The 15193-nt window shown below is 44.1% G+C and carries 18 protein-coding genes; 11 read left to right on the forward strand and 7 right to left on the reverse strand.

Features of this window, described 5'->3' with window-relative positions; all coding sequences use genetic code 11:
* Nucleotides 1-250 precede the first annotated feature (250 nt).
* The 3 genes from AB4138_RS20130 to crr all read left to right on the forward strand — a co-directional run bounded on the left by AB4138_RS20130 (nucleotide 251) and on the right by crr (nucleotide 2985).
* Nucleotides 251-508, forward strand: a complete 258-nt coding sequence (locus AB4138_RS20130; RefSeq protein ID WP_004734263.1) for an HPr family phosphocarrier protein — start codon at nucleotides 251-253, stop codon at nucleotides 506-508.
* Nucleotides 509-644: 136 nt separating this feature from the next.
* Nucleotides 645-2369: a phosphoenolpyruvate-protein phosphotransferase PtsI gene (gene ptsI / locus AB4138_RS20135; protein ID WP_372058934.1), complete on the forward strand. Its 1725-nt coding sequence runs from the start codon at nucleotides 645-647 to the stop codon at nucleotides 2367-2369.
* Nucleotides 2370-2475: 106 nt separating this feature from the next.
* The gene (gene crr, locus AB4138_RS20140) at nucleotides 2476-2985 is read left to right on the forward strand and encodes a PTS glucose transporter subunit IIA (protein WP_004737851.1); all 510 of its coding nucleotides are present in this window, start codon (nucleotides 2476-2478) and stop codon (nucleotides 2983-2985) included.
* 485 nt (nucleotides 2986-3470) lie between these two features.
* On the opposite strand, the gene AB4138_RS20145 is transcribed toward crr, so the two are convergent.
* From AB4138_RS20145 to AB4138_RS20160, 4 genes are all read right to left on the reverse strand, one after another.
* Complete coding sequence (locus AB4138_RS20145; RefSeq protein WP_102300543.1) at nucleotides 3471-4604, reverse strand: flagellin; 1134 nt, start codon at nucleotides 4602-4604, stop codon at nucleotides 3471-3473.
* 297 nt (nucleotides 4605-4901) lie between these two features.
* A complete protein-coding gene (locus tag AB4138_RS20150; protein ID WP_372307443.1) occupies nucleotides 4902-6035 on the reverse strand; it encodes a flagellin in 1134 nt (377 codons plus the stop codon).
* 121 nt (nucleotides 6036-6156) lie between these two features.
* A complete protein-coding gene (locus AB4138_RS20155; protein WP_372074687.1) occupies nucleotides 6157-7080 on the reverse strand; it encodes a Dyp-type peroxidase in 924 nt (307 codons plus the stop codon).
* 65 nt (nucleotides 7081-7145) lie between these two features.
* Complete coding sequence (locus tag AB4138_RS20160) at nucleotides 7146-7607, reverse strand: DUF2919 domain-containing protein (RefSeq protein WP_017060696.1); 462 nt, start codon at nucleotides 7605-7607, stop codon at nucleotides 7146-7148.
* A gap of 109 nt (nucleotides 7608-7716) precedes the next feature.
* Here AB4138_RS20160 and AB4138_RS20165 point away from each other — a divergent pair, with 109 nt between their 5' ends.
* Nucleotides 7717-8061 carry a DUF2956 domain-containing protein gene (locus tag AB4138_RS20165; protein ID WP_372113534.1) on the forward strand — a complete coding sequence of 115 codons (345 nt, stop codon included), beginning with the start codon at nucleotides 7717-7719 and terminating at the stop codon, nucleotides 8059-8061.
* A 12-nt stretch (nucleotides 8062-8073) separates the two neighbouring features.
* The gene (locus AB4138_RS20170; protein WP_065585044.1) at nucleotides 8074-8406 is read left to right on the forward strand and encodes a DUF4156 domain-containing protein; all 333 of its coding nucleotides are present in this window, start codon (nucleotides 8074-8076) and stop codon (nucleotides 8404-8406) included.
* A gap of 90 nt (nucleotides 8407-8496) precedes the next feature.
* On the opposite strand, the gene AB4138_RS20175 is transcribed toward AB4138_RS20170, so the two are convergent.
* On the reverse strand, nucleotides 8497-8784 hold the full coding sequence (locus tag AB4138_RS20175; RefSeq protein WP_004734273.1) for a helix-turn-helix domain-containing protein: 288 nt from the start codon (nucleotides 8782-8784) through the stop codon (nucleotides 8497-8499).
* A gap of 205 nt (nucleotides 8785-8989) precedes the next feature.
* Here AB4138_RS20175 and AB4138_RS20180 point away from each other — a divergent pair, with 205 nt between their 5' ends.
* From AB4138_RS20180 to AB4138_RS20195, 4 genes are all read left to right on the forward strand, one after another.
* Nucleotides 8990-9337, forward strand: coding sequence for an ArsC family reductase (locus tag AB4138_RS20180; RefSeq protein WP_017060699.1), 348 nt, complete (start codon nucleotides 8990-8992; stop codon nucleotides 9335-9337).
* 98 nt (nucleotides 9338-9435) lie between these two features.
* Nucleotides 9436-10572: a succinyl-diaminopimelate desuccinylase gene (gene dapE, locus AB4138_RS20185; RefSeq protein ID WP_017060700.1), complete on the forward strand. Its 1137-nt coding sequence runs from the start codon at nucleotides 9436-9438 to the stop codon at nucleotides 10570-10572.
* Between the two features lie 45 nt (nucleotides 10573-10617).
* On the forward strand, nucleotides 10618-11292 hold the full coding sequence (locus AB4138_RS20190) for a M15 family metallopeptidase (RefSeq protein ID WP_017063385.1): 675 nt from the start codon (nucleotides 10618-10620) through the stop codon (nucleotides 11290-11292).
* Between the two features lie 8 nt (nucleotides 11293-11300).
* Nucleotides 11301-11510 (forward strand): DUF2897 family protein, encoded by a 210-nt coding sequence (locus AB4138_RS20195; RefSeq protein ID WP_017060702.1) that lies wholly within the window; start codon nucleotides 11301-11303, stop codon nucleotides 11508-11510.
* Between the two features lie 161 nt (nucleotides 11511-11671).
* On the opposite strand, the gene bamC is transcribed toward AB4138_RS20195, so the two are convergent.
* A complete protein-coding gene (gene bamC, locus AB4138_RS20200) occupies nucleotides 11672-12718 on the reverse strand; it encodes an outer membrane protein assembly factor BamC (RefSeq protein WP_372112389.1) in 1047 nt (348 codons plus the stop codon).
* A gap of 48 nt (nucleotides 12719-12766) precedes the next feature.
* Nucleotides 12767-13645, reverse strand: a complete 879-nt coding sequence (gene dapA / locus AB4138_RS20205) for a 4-hydroxy-tetrahydrodipicolinate synthase (protein WP_017060704.1) — start codon at nucleotides 13643-13645, stop codon at nucleotides 12767-12769.
* Between the two features lie 374 nt (nucleotides 13646-14019).
* On the opposite strand from dapA, the gene AB4138_RS20210 reads away from it, so the two are divergent.
* Nucleotides 14020-14562, forward strand: a complete 543-nt coding sequence (locus AB4138_RS20210; protein WP_017060705.1) for a glycine cleavage system protein R — start codon at nucleotides 14020-14022, stop codon at nucleotides 14560-14562.
* 12 nt (nucleotides 14563-14574) lie between these two features.
* Nucleotides 14575-15045 (forward strand): thioredoxin-dependent thiol peroxidase, encoded by a 471-nt coding sequence (gene bcp, locus AB4138_RS20215; protein ID WP_017060706.1) that lies wholly within the window; start codon nucleotides 14575-14577, stop codon nucleotides 15043-15045.
* Nucleotides 15046-15193 lie beyond the last annotated feature (148 nt).

Below are 15193 nucleotides of genomic sequence, written 5' to 3' on the forward strand. Positions count from 1 at the left end.
TGTTGATCCCTGCCCCACCTTTGGTAATATCAGGTCTGTTTTATTTTTCGCTTCAAAATAAAAGAAGCAATAAACAAATTCTGAAAGTCATGAGTACTCAGCAAAAGACGACCATGGCTGGATAAAAATTTATAACCAGTCTAAGTTCTAACACGAACATGGCGTACTAGCCTCTAGCGCATTTGGGCTAAAGCAGTTAAGCTAATCTGGTTACAAACTTACAAAAAATAAATTAATTGGGGTATATAAAATGTACGAGAAGCAAGTAGAAATCACAGCAGAAAACGGTCTTCACACTCGTCCAGCTGCACAGTTCGTTAAAGAAGCAAAATCTTTCGACGCTGACATCACAGTGACTTCTAACGGCAAAAGCGCTAGCGCGAAAAGCCTGTTCAAACTACAAACTTTAGGCCTAGTAAAAGGTACTAACGTTACTATTTCAGCTGAAGGTCCTCAAGCTCAGCAAGCAGTAGACCACCTAGTTGCTCTTATGGATCAACTACACTAATACGGTCTCCTTCTTTCAAAGCCATTTTGCATAGCAAAGTGGCTTTGTTCGAAATAGATAGGAATAAGCGCGACATTAGTCGACGACTTAAAGTCACACACTCTCCCGTTTACAGTTGAACAACTAAGGTAAGGCTATGATTTCAGGCATCCTAGCATCTCCTGGTATTGCTTTCGGTAAAGCACTACTACTTCAAGAAGATGAAATTGTCCTAAACACTCAATCTATCTCTGACGACCAAGTTGAAGCAGAAGTACAGCGTTTCTTTGACGCTCGTAACAAATCTTCTCAACAGCTTGAAGTTGTTAAGCAAAAAGCACTTGAAACTTTTGGCGAAGAAAAAGAAGCAATCTTTGAAGGCCACATCATGCTGCTTGAAGATGAAGAGCTAGAAGAAGAGATTTTAGCACTCATCAAGAAAGAAAAAATGCACGCAGACAACGCGATCCACACTGTGATCGAAGAGCAAGCTGTTGCACTAGAGTCTCTTGATGATGAGTACCTAAAAGAACGTGCAACTGATATCCGTGATATCGGTACTCGTTTCGTTAAAAATGCTCTAGGCATCAACATTGTATCTCTAGCAGATATCAATGAAGAAGTTATCCTAGTAGCTTACGACCTAACGCCATCTGAAACTGCACAAATCAACCTAGACTACGTTCTTGGTTTCGCTTGTGACATCGGCGGTCGTACATCTCATACTTCAATCATGGCACGTTCTCTTGAGCTTCCAGCTATCGTTGGTACTAACGATATCACTAAGCAAGTTAAGAACGGCGACATGCTTGTGCTAGACGCGATGAACAACAAGATCATCATCAACCCTTCTGAAGCTGAACTAGCAGAAGCTAAGAAAATCAAAGCAGATTTCGAAGCAGAAGCGGCTGAACTAGCAAAACTAAAAGATTTACACGCTGAAACTCTAGACGGTCACCGTGTAGAAGTTTGTGGCAACATCGGTACAGTAAAAGACTGTGACGGTATCCTGCGTAACGGCGGTGAAGGCGTTGGTCTGTACCGTACTGAATTCCTATTTATGGACCGTGACGCGCTTCCTACTGAAGAAGAGCAATACGTTGCTTACAAAGAAGTAGCAGAAGCAATGGAAGGCGAGTCAGTGATTATCCGTACTATGGATATCGGTGGCGACAAAGACCTACCATACATGGACCTTCCACAAGAGATGAACCCTTTCCTAGGCTGGCGTGCAGTACGTATCAGCTTGGATCGTCGTGAAATCCTACGTGACCAACTACGTGGCATCCTACGTGCGTCTGCACACGGTAAACTACGTATCATGTTCCCAATGATCATTTCTGTTGAAGAGATCCGTGAACTGAAAAAAGCAATCGAAGAGTACAAAGTTGAACTTCGCGCTGAAGGCCTAGCTTTCGATGAAGAAATCGAAATCGGCGTAATGGTTGAGACTCCAGCAGCTGCTGCAATCGCACACCACCTAGCGAAAGAAGTATCTTTCTTCTCTATCGGTACTAACGACCTAACGCAATACACTCTTGCGGTAGACCGTGGTAACGAAATGATTTCTCACCTATACAACCCACTATCTCCTGCTGTTCTTACAGTAATCAAGCAAGTGATCGACGCATCACACGCTGAAGGTAAGTGGACTGGTATGTGTGGTGAGCTTGCTGGTGATGAGCGTGCAACGCTACTTCTTCTAGGTATGGGTCTAGATGAGTTCTCTATGAGCGGTATCTCTATCCCTAAAGTTAAGAAAGTAATCCGTAACTCTAACTTCGCTGAAGTTAAAGCTATGGCTGACGAAGCACTATCTCTACCAACAGCTGCTGAAATTGAAGCTTGCGTAGAAAAGTTCATCGCTGAGAAAACTCAGTAATCGCCAATCGCTTAATAACGTTAGACGGCTAAAAATAGTCGTCTAATTTGTTAGATTGGTATAGTATATTCTACAGAATAAAACTAAACGTTAGGAGCATGACACAATGGGTCTGTTTGACAAACTGAAAAAGCTTGTATCTGATGACAGCGCTGATGCTGGTGCAATCGAAATCATCGCACCTCTTTCTGGTGAAATCGTAAACATCGAAGATGTGCCAGATGTAGTTTTCGCTGAAAAAATCGTTGGTGACGGCATCGCGATCAAACCAGCTGGCGACAAAATGGTAGCTCCAGTTAACGGTACTATCGGTAAGATCTTCGAAACTAACCACGCATTCTCTATCGAGTCTGACGACGGTGTTGAGCTTTTCGTTCACTTCGGTATCGATACTGTTGAACTTAAAGGCGAAGGCTTCACTCGTGTAGCTGAAGAAGGTCAATCTGTTAAAGCTGGTGACACTATCATCACTTTCGACCTAGCGCTTCTAGAAGAGAAAGCAAAATCTACGCTTACTCCAGTTGTTATCTCTAACATGGACGAAATCAAAGAGCTGAACAAGCTTTCTGGTTCTGTAACTGTTGGCGAAACTCCAGTTCTTAAAGTAACTAAGTAATCTCGATTACTTATCTGCTTTAATTAAAACGCTACCTAAGGGTGGCGTTTTTTGTGCCTGCTATATAGTTCTAATGCCAGATTACCAGCCGCTTTGGCCTTATACCTAACAACTACAAATCCCCTTCTTCTTTGGGCCTCTCACGAACAGAGATCCCTGACATCTCGCTCGGTTCGATTCTGGGATGACGATTAAACACTATGGTTTAAGCCTGAGTGATTGTTACTCAAACCGACCTCTTCTATACAGTTAGCTATAGAGTCACCAATACCCAACTCCCGTCATTCCCTACAGTGAGGCACGAACGTGATAGGGAATCTCGCTTTCCAATCAACTACCAACACCACAACTCCCCTCTCTTCTCCAAATTTCAGGCAATAAAAAACCCAGCCGAAGCTGGGTCTGTTTAGCGCTCATCTCTCACCACGAGCTAATTTGTGGAAGCCTAACGTCAACACTATCGGTCAACGTGGCTTTTCAATCGATTAACCTAGTAGGCTAAGTGCCGAGTTCGGTGCTTGCTTCGCTTGAGCAAGAATCGAGCTTGAAGCTTGAGAAAGGATCTGAGACTTAGTCATCTGAGTCGTTTCTTTCGCGAAGTCGGTATCTTTAATACGGCTCTTAGATGCGTTAACGTTCTCGTTAATGTTGTCTAAGTTGCTGATAGCGTGGTCGAAACGGTTTTGGAAAGCACCTAGCTCAGCACGGTGACTGTCTACATACTTAAGGGCCGCATCGATTACTGCTACAGACTCTTGTGCGCCGCCAACAGATGTTACGTCGATAGTATCAACCGTTACGTCTTTAGCTGCTTGAATACCTAGCTCGCCCGCAAGACCGCCAGAGAAAGACACATCGCCGCTCACTTTGTTGTTGCCTGTGAACATTTGTAGCTTGCCGTCTTCAGTAACAGACGCTTTAACAGAATCTTGCTGACCGTTGATGTAAGTCGCTAGCTCTTCGATGTCATCACCCGCTTTTGCGCTGATGTCGATTTCTTGTGCTTGGCCGAAGTTGTCAGTGAACGACAGTTTTAGGTCGTTAGAGCCCGCTTGAACGTTCCAGTCTTTGTCTTTCGCGTTCTCAGTTTGGTAGCTCTTACCACCCATCTGAGCGTTATCAGAGCGCATGTCTTTCAGTTGAAGCATTACAGCTTCACCGTTATCCGCACCGATTTGGAATGATTTAGTACCGTGAGTACCGTTAAGCAGCTTGTTACCACCAAAAGACGTCGTTTCCGCGATACGGTTCAGTTCGTCGTTCAGTGCTGTTACTTCTTCTTGAATCGCTACACGCTCAGATTTTGAGTTTGAGCCGTTTGAAGATTGTAGAGACAAATCACGCATACGTTGCAGGATGTTAGTCGTCTCGTTCATTGCACCTTCAGCAGTTTGTGCAATTGAGATACCGTCGTTCGCGTTACGTACAGCAACATCAAGGCCACGACTTTGAACGTTCAAACGGTTCGAGATTTGTAGACCCGCAGCGTCATCTTTTGCGCTGTTGATTTTTGAGCCAGAAGCTAGACGCTCCATTGATGTTTGTTGTGCGCTGTTTGCATTGTTTAGGTAACGTTGCGCTGTCATCGCTGAAACGTTTGTATTTACATTCACTGCCATGGTGACTTCTCCAATTGATTTTCCGGTATAGCGGTTTCCGACGTCTCGGAAAACCAAGTAGTTATCTCTAAGTTACTTTTAATAACGGCGTGATTGGCGAAACCTTTAGGAAAAAAACAACAAATTTAAAGAAATAGCGGTAAAACAGAAGAAAGCGTGACTGGTCGTAAAATTATCGAAAAAAGATGAGAAAATCGCTAAAGTTGCCGGGAAGTCAGTCGAGTGAGAAATTGTATTTTTATTCGCCAAAAAGCACCGGCCAAGCTGAAATGCTTTTATAAGATTGTAGGTAATTCATTAACCTAATAACGTTAAAGCTAGATTCGGCGCTTGCTTGGCTTGAGCGAGTATCGTTGTGCTCACTTGCTGCAGTATTTGTTTCTTGAGCATTTGAGTGGTTTCTTTGGCGTAGTCGGTATCTTTGATTCGACTGTTTGATGTCGCCAAATTCTCATGAACGTTTTCAAGATTGTTAATGGCATGATCAAAGCGGTTTTGCATTGCCCCTAATTCAGAGCGATGGCTATCGACATACTTCATCGCCGTATCCAAAATAGAGACGGCGCGCTGAGCACCACCCACATCCGTTACATTGATGTCATTAACTGACTCGTAATAGCCCGCTGACATCGAAAGCTCACTGGCTAATGAACCTGAAAAAGAGATGGTACCCGCGGTATCTTCACCTGACATATAAATCTGAAGTTGTCCGTCATCATTAACAGAAGCCGATAAGAGATCCGTTTGACCATTAATGTAAGTCGCCAACTCTTCGATATCATCGCCCGCTTTCGCGTTGATGGTGATCTCTTGTGGCTGACCAAAACGATCGGTAAACGACATCGTCATATCATTCTGGTTTGATTTCACTTCCCATGAATCACTGGCCATGCCATTAGCAACGTAGCTAAAGCCGCCCATGTTGATGTCATCAGTACGCATGCTTTTCAAACCAATCTGCACAGCTTCGCCCGAACTGCCGCCGATTTGAAACGAGGTGTGCCCAAAACTGCCGTTAAGGAGTTTTTTACCACCGAATGAAGTGGTTTCGGCAATTCGATTCAGCTCGTCATTTAACGCGGTGACTTCTTCTTGAATAGCGATTCGTTCCGATGAACTATTCGAGCCGTTACTCGCTTGTAGGGATAAGTCTCGCATGCGCTGCATGATATTAGTGGTTTCATTCATCGCCCCTTCTGCAGTCTGCATAATGGAGATACCGTCGTTAGCATTTCGAACAGCAACATCAATGCCACTCATCTGTGCTTCTAATCGATTTGAGATCTGTAAGCCAGCCGCATCGTCTTTTGCACTATTAATACGGCTCCCTGAAGCTAAGCGCTCCAAAGATTGGTTCAGCATGTTATTAGCGTTAGAGAGGTTTCTCTGAGCCACTAACGCCGAGACATTCGTATTGACAGTTATAGCCATAGACCTTCGCTTACAAAAAGATGAATAAAACTCACGATTGCTCTTATATCGACCAGTTCATATAAAGCTTTAATAAAAAAGGAGCCCTGAGGCTCCCTTTCTTTGCTGCAGATGAGGTGATTTACTTAATCGTTAATACACTCAACATGTCAGTTGAAGGTGCAAAGTAGTAAGCGCCAGTCACTGCTTTGGTAAAGCGAAGCAGTTGGTCTGTTTTGCCATCTGTTGCGCCGTACATGCTCTCTAACATCGCATCGAAGTTATGACGAACGTTACAGTAAGCAATGAACAATAAGCCGTGGTCGCCCGTAGCAGTACCGTAAGGTAGGCTCTGGCGAACAATCTTAAGCCCCTTGCCTTCTTCTTTGATATCCACACGGCCAACGTGAGACGCCGCAGGAACATCATCTAACTCAATTGAATCAGGTTTAGTTCGGCCAATCACTTTCTCTTGTGCCGATACATTCAAACGATTCCAAGCTGGCAGGTTATGCACAAAACGCTGCACCATTACATAACTACCACCAGCGAATTCACCCTCAGGCACAATAGCGACTTCAGCACGTTGTGCGTCTTTCGGGTTTTCAGTGCCATCAACAAAGTCTGTCATGTCACGAGAGTCTAGGAAGCGATAACCATAAGTTTCATCAACCACTTCAACATCAGCTGCTACTTCAGATAACAATTTACGCAAGATAAAGAAGTGCAGATCATGTCGGTTTGAATGACAGTGAATCAGAACGTCAGACAGTGTGCTCGGTGCTGTGATATCACCTTCACCCAGCACAGGGAAGTCGATCAAATCAGCGGGCGCTGCTTGCTCGAACCTATCCCAAAAAGCTTTTGAGAACGCAACCGATGCCGTTAAGTTCGCATCAGGCTGAGTTTGGTTTAGTTCGTCGATTAGAGTCGGAAGCTTTTGAATTTCTGCTAGTACATTAGCAGTATTAGCGTTCACTTTAAGTTGAACGTAAAGCGCGAAAGGCCCAGCTTCAGGCAAAATAGCACTTTGAACGTTAGGCTGCTCATTTGAAACATTAAGCATAGATTATTCCTTCCAGTTTTAGCTTCTAAGTATAATTGTGAATGGGACAAATGTTTTGATGAGAATCAGTCTTCGAGCTCAACCACTTTAAAGCAATCCCTTGCAGCATGGCTATTGGTTAGATAAAGCGCTAACCACAGCAGCAACAATAGGGTGATGCCATTTGACCAACGGAACCATCCGTTATCCAAATAGATTAAATAAATCGTATGGGAGCCCTGTGCCAAGATAGCCATCATGGTAACCCAACGTCCCCATGACACGACTTTGTTAAGGCGCTTTCTATCTGGCGATCTTAGCCCAAATAACCACATCAGCAGCAAACTAGGCACACTCAACGCGATCCCGACATAAAACATCTGATGGTCTGGGTAGATTATCTCAAGAATATCGGTTCCCGATTCTCGGCTTGCGCCTGCAACAATGAAAACGACCAAGGCTTTCGCAAGAAACAACCAACCTAGCCAGAGCAAGATTGGAGCTTTCAAAAAGCCGTGCTTGTCGTATTGTTCTATGGAGTACCGCACAAATCTCACTTTCACTTATTTTCAAACCAACACTTTAACGCAAATCATTCATACTTAACTAGCTTTGCGTTATCTTAGTAGCCAATCCGTTTTAATTGTCGAACTCAGTATGAAAAACAAAACTAATACGCCCTCTGTTGAATCTCAACAGGAAGCACTGAAGATAGCCAAAGCGACTCAAAAGCCAGCTCAAACCAAAGAACAAACTAAACTGATTGCTCAGGGTATCGAGAAAGGCATCGCACTGTACAAGAAACAGCAAAAAGAACGCAGCCGCCAAGCCGATAAAGCGAAGAAGCGCGTACAGAAAGAAAAACAGACTCAACAAGCTAATCAACACCAAGAAGACACGATCGAAACAAGTGTTGAAACAACATCAAATCACGCCAGTAAATTGCCGTGGCTATTATTGTTCGCTAGCTGGATAGGCTTCGCGATTTATTTGATGAAATAACAGGATAAGCGTATGAAAAAGGAATTAATCGCTTTGGCTATGAGTAGCGTGTTACTCGGTTGCACGACACCGACATCAACGCCTCATAGCGAAGCTGCCAACGTGCAAATGGATTACCATGGCGTGATTAATATCGATAAATGTCAGTATAAAGGGGAAGTCACAGGCAGCGAAGGCCATTGGTACAACTACCTGTTTTACCCAAATGACACATTGATTCAAGGCGCCATGAATCAACTCAAGTCGAATACGATTGAGCTAGGCGCAGATACCGTGATATTCACACTTCCCCAAGATTTTTCCACATCCGTGACTATGCTGGGAACTGCCTATCTGTGTAAGTAAATAGAAACGTAATGGGGTAGCTCACAACTCATATTAGCGAGATGCTCCCTACTATTTCTATTCTAAAAAAGAAAGCCAGCTTTCGCTGGCTTATGCACTAAATCCAAGGCTTGTTGCTATATCGCCTTTACGCTGGATAACCCATTGACTGTCAAATGGCCCCCAGTCGGATAACTGGTAATAGCCATCATTATGACGTCGCCCATCTTGAACAAACATAAGTTCGATACCGATCCCCGGTAACGCCTTGAGTACATCTTGAATAGTACGACGAGGCCACCCCGTTTTTTCGATGAGTTTAGGCACATTTGGCCTATCAAGGCTTTCCACTAACAATGCTAAATATAGCCGCCTTGCAAAAACAGGACTCAACTCCATTGACACCTCCTATATATGTGCAGCTCAATTATTTCTTTTTTCGCTGACAACATGTTGAGGCTGATCAATAAGTCTCCAATAGTGACATTTTCTTACGCTTTTTTTTCACTCTATGAAATATTCATCACTCTATTTTGTCTGAGTTGCTGCTTCCTGATAGGATTCAACTCATAACAATGAAATAAAATCACTCAAAGGAAGAATAATGACTATCACCATGTTTGGTATCCCAAATTGCGACACCATTAAAAAAGCAAAGAAATGGCTCGAAGCTGAAGGTATCGAGTTCGAATTTCACGATTATCGCAAACAAGGCATCACAGAAGAGCTAGTAACAAGCTTCTGCTCTGAGCTAGGTTGGGAGCTTGTGCTAAACAAACGTGGTACGACTTATCGCCAACTTTCTCAAGAACAGAAAGACACCCTAACAGAAGAAAAAGCGGTGACTTTGCTTGTTGAACAACCTGCCATGATCAAGCGCCCAATCTTAAAAGTTGAAGGTAAGCTTCACATCGGATTTAAAGCCGACCAATACGCGGCTATTTTTGCTTAGATCGTTGTATTTACATAGACAGACAACTGGACGTTGATCATTGAATCAGCTTCTAAAAATTAATGACTAGACGTTTTATTTAAACAAGGAATTCAAGGATGACAGATAGCCCAACTTTGGCTCTGGCAAAAGACCTAATCAGCCGTCAATCGGTAACACCAGAAGATGCAGGCTGCCAAGACCTGATGATTGAACGCTTAAAAGCACTCGGTTTTGAAATCGAAGTGATGGTATTTGAAGATACGACCAACTTCTGGGCTCGTCGTGGTACTGAAGCGCCTCTGTTTGCTTTTGCTGGTCACACTGATGTGGTACCTGCAGGCCCAATCGAACAGTGGAACACTAAGCCATTCGAACCGACTATCGTAGACGGTTTCCTACATGGCCGTGGCGCTGCTGATATGAAAGGCTCTCTGGCTTCAATGATTGTTGCCGTCGAGCAGTTCATTGCCAAACACCCAGACCACACAGGCTCAATTGGTTTCCTGATCACTTCAGATGAGGAAGGTCCTTTCATCAACGGTACTGTACGTGTTGTTGAAGCATTAATGGCGCGCGGTGAAAACATCGATATGTGTATCGTTGGTGAACCATCGAGCACTGAGTTCGTGGGTGATGTCGTGAAGAACGGCCGTCGTGGCTCTATCACTGGCGACCTAACGATTAAAGGCACACAAGGTCATGTTGCCTACCCTCACCTAGCAAACAACCCAGTACACAGCTCTCTGCTTGCTATTAATGAGCTAGCAACAACTGAGTGGGATAAAGGTAATGATTACTTCCCGCCAACCAGTTTCCAAATTCCAAATGTGAGTGCGGGTACTGGTGCTTCAAACGTGATCCCTGGTGAGTTTAATGTTCAGTTTAACCTACGCTTTAGTACAGAGTTAAGCAACGACATCATCGTTGAGCGCATCACAACGACACTCGACAAGTATGATTTCGAATACGACCTAAGATGGACATTCAATGGCGACCCGTTCTTAACAGACGCAGGTTCACTGCTTGATGCTATTGTTGATGCAGTGGGTCACGTCAATGATGTGAAACCAGCACTGCTAACGACTGGCGGTACATCTGATGGTCGCTTTATTGCACGTATGGGCGGACAAGTGGTTGAACTAGGCCCTGTGAATGCAACGATTCACAAGGTTAACGAATGCGTGAAGGTAGCCGATTTAGAAAAGCTAACTGACATGTACGAAAGAACATTAGTGAACCTATTCGCTAAATAGTCTTTCATCAGCGATTCATAGCATCCAATTATTGAGAGACTCGTTATGACACCAGAGCAGCTTACCGGACAATCAGATTCTCATCTAGAGCCTAGCCTGATCGGCACCAAGACCTTCTTGGTCCACAGTGAGGTTAAGAATGACCTGAATAATTTGATTGAAGCTGCTCAGCTCGCTGGTTTTAAAATGGAGATTGCCAGTGGCTTTCGCGACTATGAAAGGCAATCTCTGATTTGGAACCGTAAGTTTTCTGGCGAAGCTCCGATATTAGATTCAGAAAGCCAACCTCTTGATGCTTCAAAACTGACCGAACAACAAAAGCTATCGGCTATCCTGAGATGGTCTGCGCTTCCCGGCGCGAGTCGTCATCATTGGGGTTGTGACTTCGATGTCTTTGCTCGTAACCACTTACCTGAAGGCATACATCTGCAATTAGAACCATGGGAATACCTTACAGGCCACCAGCAATCGTTTTACCAATGGCTATCAGTTCATGCTGCACAATTTGGTTTCTTCTTTCCTTACAGCCAAGATTTGGGTGGTGTGGCGATCGAACCATGGCATATCAGCCATCGCAAAGTATCGGAGTCGTGTTTATCACAGTTATCTCCGACTTTACTTGGCAAGCAACTCCAATCTAAGCCAGTATTAGGGTATGAGATTATTATGGAGCAGCTAGACGAGATCTATGCACGCTTCGTAGCGAATATCAGTCATTAGGAGCGCTTATGTTGGAGTGGCTTACAAACCCTTGGGTTATCATCATCATCGTAGTTAGCGTTGTTGTGGGTAACATCGCAGCGCTCAAACAGACAGCCAATATGGATCTGACGGGGCGTGGTAAAACTGAGCGAGATTTAGATAAGCTCAATCGCTCGGATAAACTTAACCAAGAGAAAGCTGAAAAAGAAGAATCCAAAGACAATAAAGACGCATAGCCTTTTGCTTTGGCTAATCAGCTTGATTGACCAATTTTGATTGACCAATGTAGCCTGATGACAACGAATACAATAAAAAAGAGGACACAGTGTGTCCTCTTTTTTATTTGCTTTTGCTAATCACAAGGCTGATTTAACTCAGCTTGTGACGGCTTGAATGACTACTCAGCTTTCGCTTCTTTGTCATCTTTGGTTTGGTCAGCAATATGCGCTAATACCGGAACCATAGACTTAAGCAGCTCTTCTTCTACTGGCTTACCTGATGGATCCGTTACGTTGATTGACGTACGGTTGCCAAGGTCACCAAATAGGAAGTTGTAAGTGCCTGGCGCTAAGTCGATAGGCTGTAGGCCAATTTCTTCCCAGAACTCATCATCTGGTGCTGCGTACTTCGCCTTCACCGTACCCTGAGATTGATTGCGTTCTTCAAGCTCAAAGCCCATTTCAGGCAACAAGTTAGGCAGACGCTGCCAGAATACATTGTATGGCGTACGAGCAATAATCACAGGGAAACCACTACGGTCAGCACCCATTGAAATTGGAATACGCTTCACCAACTCTTGCGCTTTCAGCGCCGCTTCAGCACGAAGGTTTTCATCGTACTTAGCCATAACTAGGTTGGTCAGGAACGCGTTGTAACGCTCTTTATTGGTTGCCGTTACTGTTTTCTCTTCAGTACCTTCACGCCAATCAATCAGATTAATCTTGAAGCCATGACGGTTGTTTGCTTGGAAGCGAGAGATAGAGTAACGACTACCAATCTCTACGTCTTCATCTTCAGAAACCCAAGTTACCCAATCGGTCTCAATCTCATTCTCTGATTGCTCACGAATACCAATACCACGTTGAGCCAGCATATCTACAGCCGTTTGCCACACGCGGTCTGCCTCTTCTGCGCGAAGAAGCCATAGTGTCACTTCACCGTTTTGACGCTCAGCACGAGCACCCGGAATCAGTTCAAGAACCTGTTGCGGTGGACGAATATCCACTTCACGACCAGTACCACCACTGAATTCACCGCTTGGGATGTCAAAATTTGGGTAGAACTGAGGCTGAGCATCTACAGGCAATTGCCATTGTGAAAACTCAGGTGTTTCTAAGTATTCGAAATCATCTTTGGCTTGGCGACGTTGAGTCGGGTTGCCAGAACATGCTGTAAGAACGAAAACAGCCAGTGACCCAATCACTAGCTGGTGAGAATACTTCATTTATACTCCTAAATGCCGAAGGTTCGCTTCGGCATCACTTCATACGTTTTAGTAAATGCACGCTTCAGTCATTGCTTGAGCAACAACAGGTTGAGCTGGCTCTGACAGTTCAGTCAGCGGTAGACGTAAGCCACCTTCAGCAATCAGACCCATTTTATGAACCGCCCATTTTACGGGAATAGGGTTAGACTCAACGAACAAATTCTTATGTAGAGGCATCAAACGCTCATTGATCGCTTCCGCTTCTTCAAACTTACCTTCTTTTGCTAGCTTGAACATGGTTGCCATATCAGCGGCTGCAACATTGTTCGTTACAGAGATCACGCCATCGCCACCACGCTTAACAAATTCTAGGCCTGTTAAGTCATCACCACTTAGTAAGATAAAGTCTTCGCCACAAAGTTCACGGTGAATTGCAATTCTGTCGAGATCACCCGTCGCATCTTTCAGTGCAACGATGTTTTCGATCTCAGCAAGACGAGCAACCGTTTCTGGCAACAAGTCTACCGCAGTACGACCTGGAACATTGTATAGAATTTGTGGAACGTCACTGACTTCAGCAATCGCTTTGTAGTGTTGGTACAAACCTTCTTGAGTCGGTTTGTTGTAGTAAGGCGTTACGCTCAGGCAACCAGCAATACCAGAACCATTCAACAAACGGCTGAATAGAACAGATTCATGAGTTGCATTTGCACCTGTACCAGCGATAACGGGAATACGACCATCAGCAAATTCAACGATCTTGTTGACGACTTTGACATGCTCTTCAATAGTGAGTGTTGAAGACTCACCTGTTGTGCCAACCGCAACCAGACCATCACTACCTGCAGCAATATGGTGCTCAACTAACTTTTTAAGGCTGTCGAAATCCACTTCACCATCTGTATTAAATGGCGTAACTAGCGCAACGATACTTCCTGAAAACATGTCTATCTCCCTTAATTTATTCTTTTTGCATGTTACTGTAAGCCAATCAATAAACACAAGACATTAAAGTGGCTTACCGGCAACATCTGCATTAAATATTGTCGTATGTTTGAGGTAAAACGACTTCTAACGGCGTTCTACCTAGAATTTGGGTAACCTGCACTCAATCTAGCGGATAGCACATCACTGGATGTCAGTAACAAGTAAGCTGTGCTCTCATCGCTCTATCTCATTTTTTAACGCGCTCGATATTCTTATCATTGGTTGCATGTTCGAAGCAAGGTCGCACATAAAAAGCCCCGCACGCACGCTTATTCCACGAGCTAACTGTGCTAACATGCATGAATCAATGGAATATAAAGAGACGTGATTTTATGACTCAACATCTAGTAATCACAGCTGTGGGCACTGATCGCCCAGGTGTATGCAACCAAGTGGTTCATTTAGTCACCCAATCAGGCTGTAACATTATTGATAGCCGTATCGCCCTGTTTGGCGAAGAATTTACGCTTATCATGCTGCTGTCTGGAAAGGCAAACAACATTACCCGCGTTGAAACCACCTTGCCCTTGCTTGGACAAGAGCACGACTTGATTACGATTATGAAGCGAACCTCAACTCATGATGTTATTGAGAACTCTTACACAGTAGAGGTGTTCGTTGAGTCAGACGATAAAATCGGACTTACTGAGCAGTTTACCCAGTTCTTCGCAGACCGAAACATCGGCCTCGATTCGTTAAGTGCACGAACCATCAATAAATCTAAGGTTCAACTCGACAACGACCAATTCCATATCTCTATTACCGCTTCTGTGCAATCAGAATGTAACTTGATGCAGCTACAAGAAGAATTCGATTCGCTGTGTCAGAGCCTATCAGTCCAAGGCTCGCTCAACTTTATCAAAAACAGTCTTTAAAAAGGAAATGTCATGAATACGCTAACGGCTGGTGTTCCAGCACCTGCTTTTTCTCTTCCAGATCAAGATGGCAATATCGTATCTCTTGGTGACTTCAAAGGTAAAAAAGTACTTTTCTATTTTTACCCTAAAGCAATGACTCCAGGTTGTATTGTGCAAGCGGAAGGCCTGCGTGATATCAAAACACAGCTTGATGACCTAAACGTGGTTGTTCTAGGTGTGAGTGTTGACCCAGTAAAACGTCTACCAAACTTCGTTGAGAAGAAATCTCTAAACTTCACCCTGCTATCTGATGAAGACCACAGCGTTGCTGAACAGTTTGGCGTTTGGGGCGAGAAAAAATTCATGGGTAAAATCTACGACGGTCTGCACCGTATTAGCTTCCTAATTGATGAAGAAGGTCAGATTGAACATGTCTTCAACAAGTTCAAGACTAAGACTCACCACGAAGTGGTTCTAGATTACTTCAATCAAGAAGCTTAAGGGCGATTTGAGTGAGTTAATGACTTAGATTCACCACTCTCTAAGGCAAGAGCAACACTCATTAAGCTAATGATTAAGCTAAGAGCAAAAAGGCCGAACATCATGGATGTTCGGCCTTTTTCTATAACATGTCCCGTCCTGAAATGTG

It is taken from the genome of Vibrio sp. 10N.286.52.C3 (genome assembly GCF_041468865.1).
In the GTDB taxonomy this organism is placed as follows: domain Bacteria; phylum Pseudomonadota; class Gammaproteobacteria; order Enterobacterales; family Vibrionaceae; genus Vibrio; species Vibrio crassostreae_C.

Bases quoted from the DNA above. Each gene is read 5' to 3' on its own strand.
- AB4138_RS20130 (WP_004734263.1), top strand. From the start codon at position 251: ATGTACGAGAAGCAAGTAGAAATCACAGCAGAAAACGGTCTTCACACT.
- ptsI (WP_372058934.1), top strand. From the start codon at position 645: ATGATTTCAGGCATCCTAGCATCTCCTGGTATTGCTTTCGGTAAAGCA.
- crr (WP_004737851.1), top strand. From the start codon at position 2,476: ATGGGTCTGTTTGACAAACTGAAAAAGCTTGTATCTGATGACAGCGCT.
- AB4138_RS20145 (WP_102300543.1), bottom strand. From the start codon at position 4,604: ATGGCAGTGAATGTAAATACAAACGTTTCAGCGATGACAGCGCAACGT.
- AB4138_RS20150 (WP_372307443.1), bottom strand. From the start codon at position 6,035: ATGGCTATAACTGTCAATACGAATGTCTCGGCGTTAGTGGCTCAGAGA.
- AB4138_RS20155 (WP_372074687.1), bottom strand. From the start codon at position 7,080: ATGCTTAATGTTTCAAATGAGCAGCCTAACGTTCAAAGTGCTATTTTG.
- AB4138_RS20165 (WP_372113534.1), top strand. From the start codon at position 7,717: ATGAAAAACAAAACTAATACGCCCTCTGTTGAATCTCAACAGGAAGCA.
- AB4138_RS20170 (WP_065585044.1), top strand. From the start codon at position 8,074: ATGAAAAAGGAATTAATCGCTTTGGCTATGAGTAGCGTGTTACTCGGT.
- AB4138_RS20175 (WP_004734273.1), bottom strand. From the start codon at position 8,784: ATGGAGTTGAGTCCTGTTTTTGCAAGGCGGCTATATTTAGCATTGTTA.
- AB4138_RS20180 (WP_017060699.1), top strand. From the start codon at position 8,990: ATGACTATCACCATGTTTGGTATCCCAAATTGCGACACCATTAAAAAA.
- dapE (WP_017060700.1), top strand. From the start codon at position 9,436: ATGACAGATAGCCCAACTTTGGCTCTGGCAAAAGACCTAATCAGCCGT.
- AB4138_RS20190 (WP_017063385.1), top strand. From the start codon at position 10,618: ATGACACCAGAGCAGCTTACCGGACAATCAGATTCTCATCTAGAGCCT.
- AB4138_RS20195 (WP_017060702.1), top strand. From the start codon at position 11,301: ATGTTGGAGTGGCTTACAAACCCTTGGGTTATCATCATCATCGTAGTT.
- bamC (WP_372112389.1), bottom strand. From the start codon at position 12,718: ATGAAGTATTCTCACCAGCTAGTGATTGGGTCACTGGCTGTTTTCGTT.
- dapA (WP_017060704.1), bottom strand. From the start codon at position 13,645: ATGTTTTCAGGAAGTATCGTTGCGCTAGTTACGCCATTTAATACAGAT.
- AB4138_RS20210 (WP_017060705.1), top strand. From the start codon at position 14,020: ATGACTCAACATCTAGTAATCACAGCTGTGGGCACTGATCGCCCAGGT.
- bcp (WP_017060706.1), top strand. From the start codon at position 14,575: ATGAATACGCTAACGGCTGGTGTTCCAGCACCTGCTTTTTCTCTTCCA.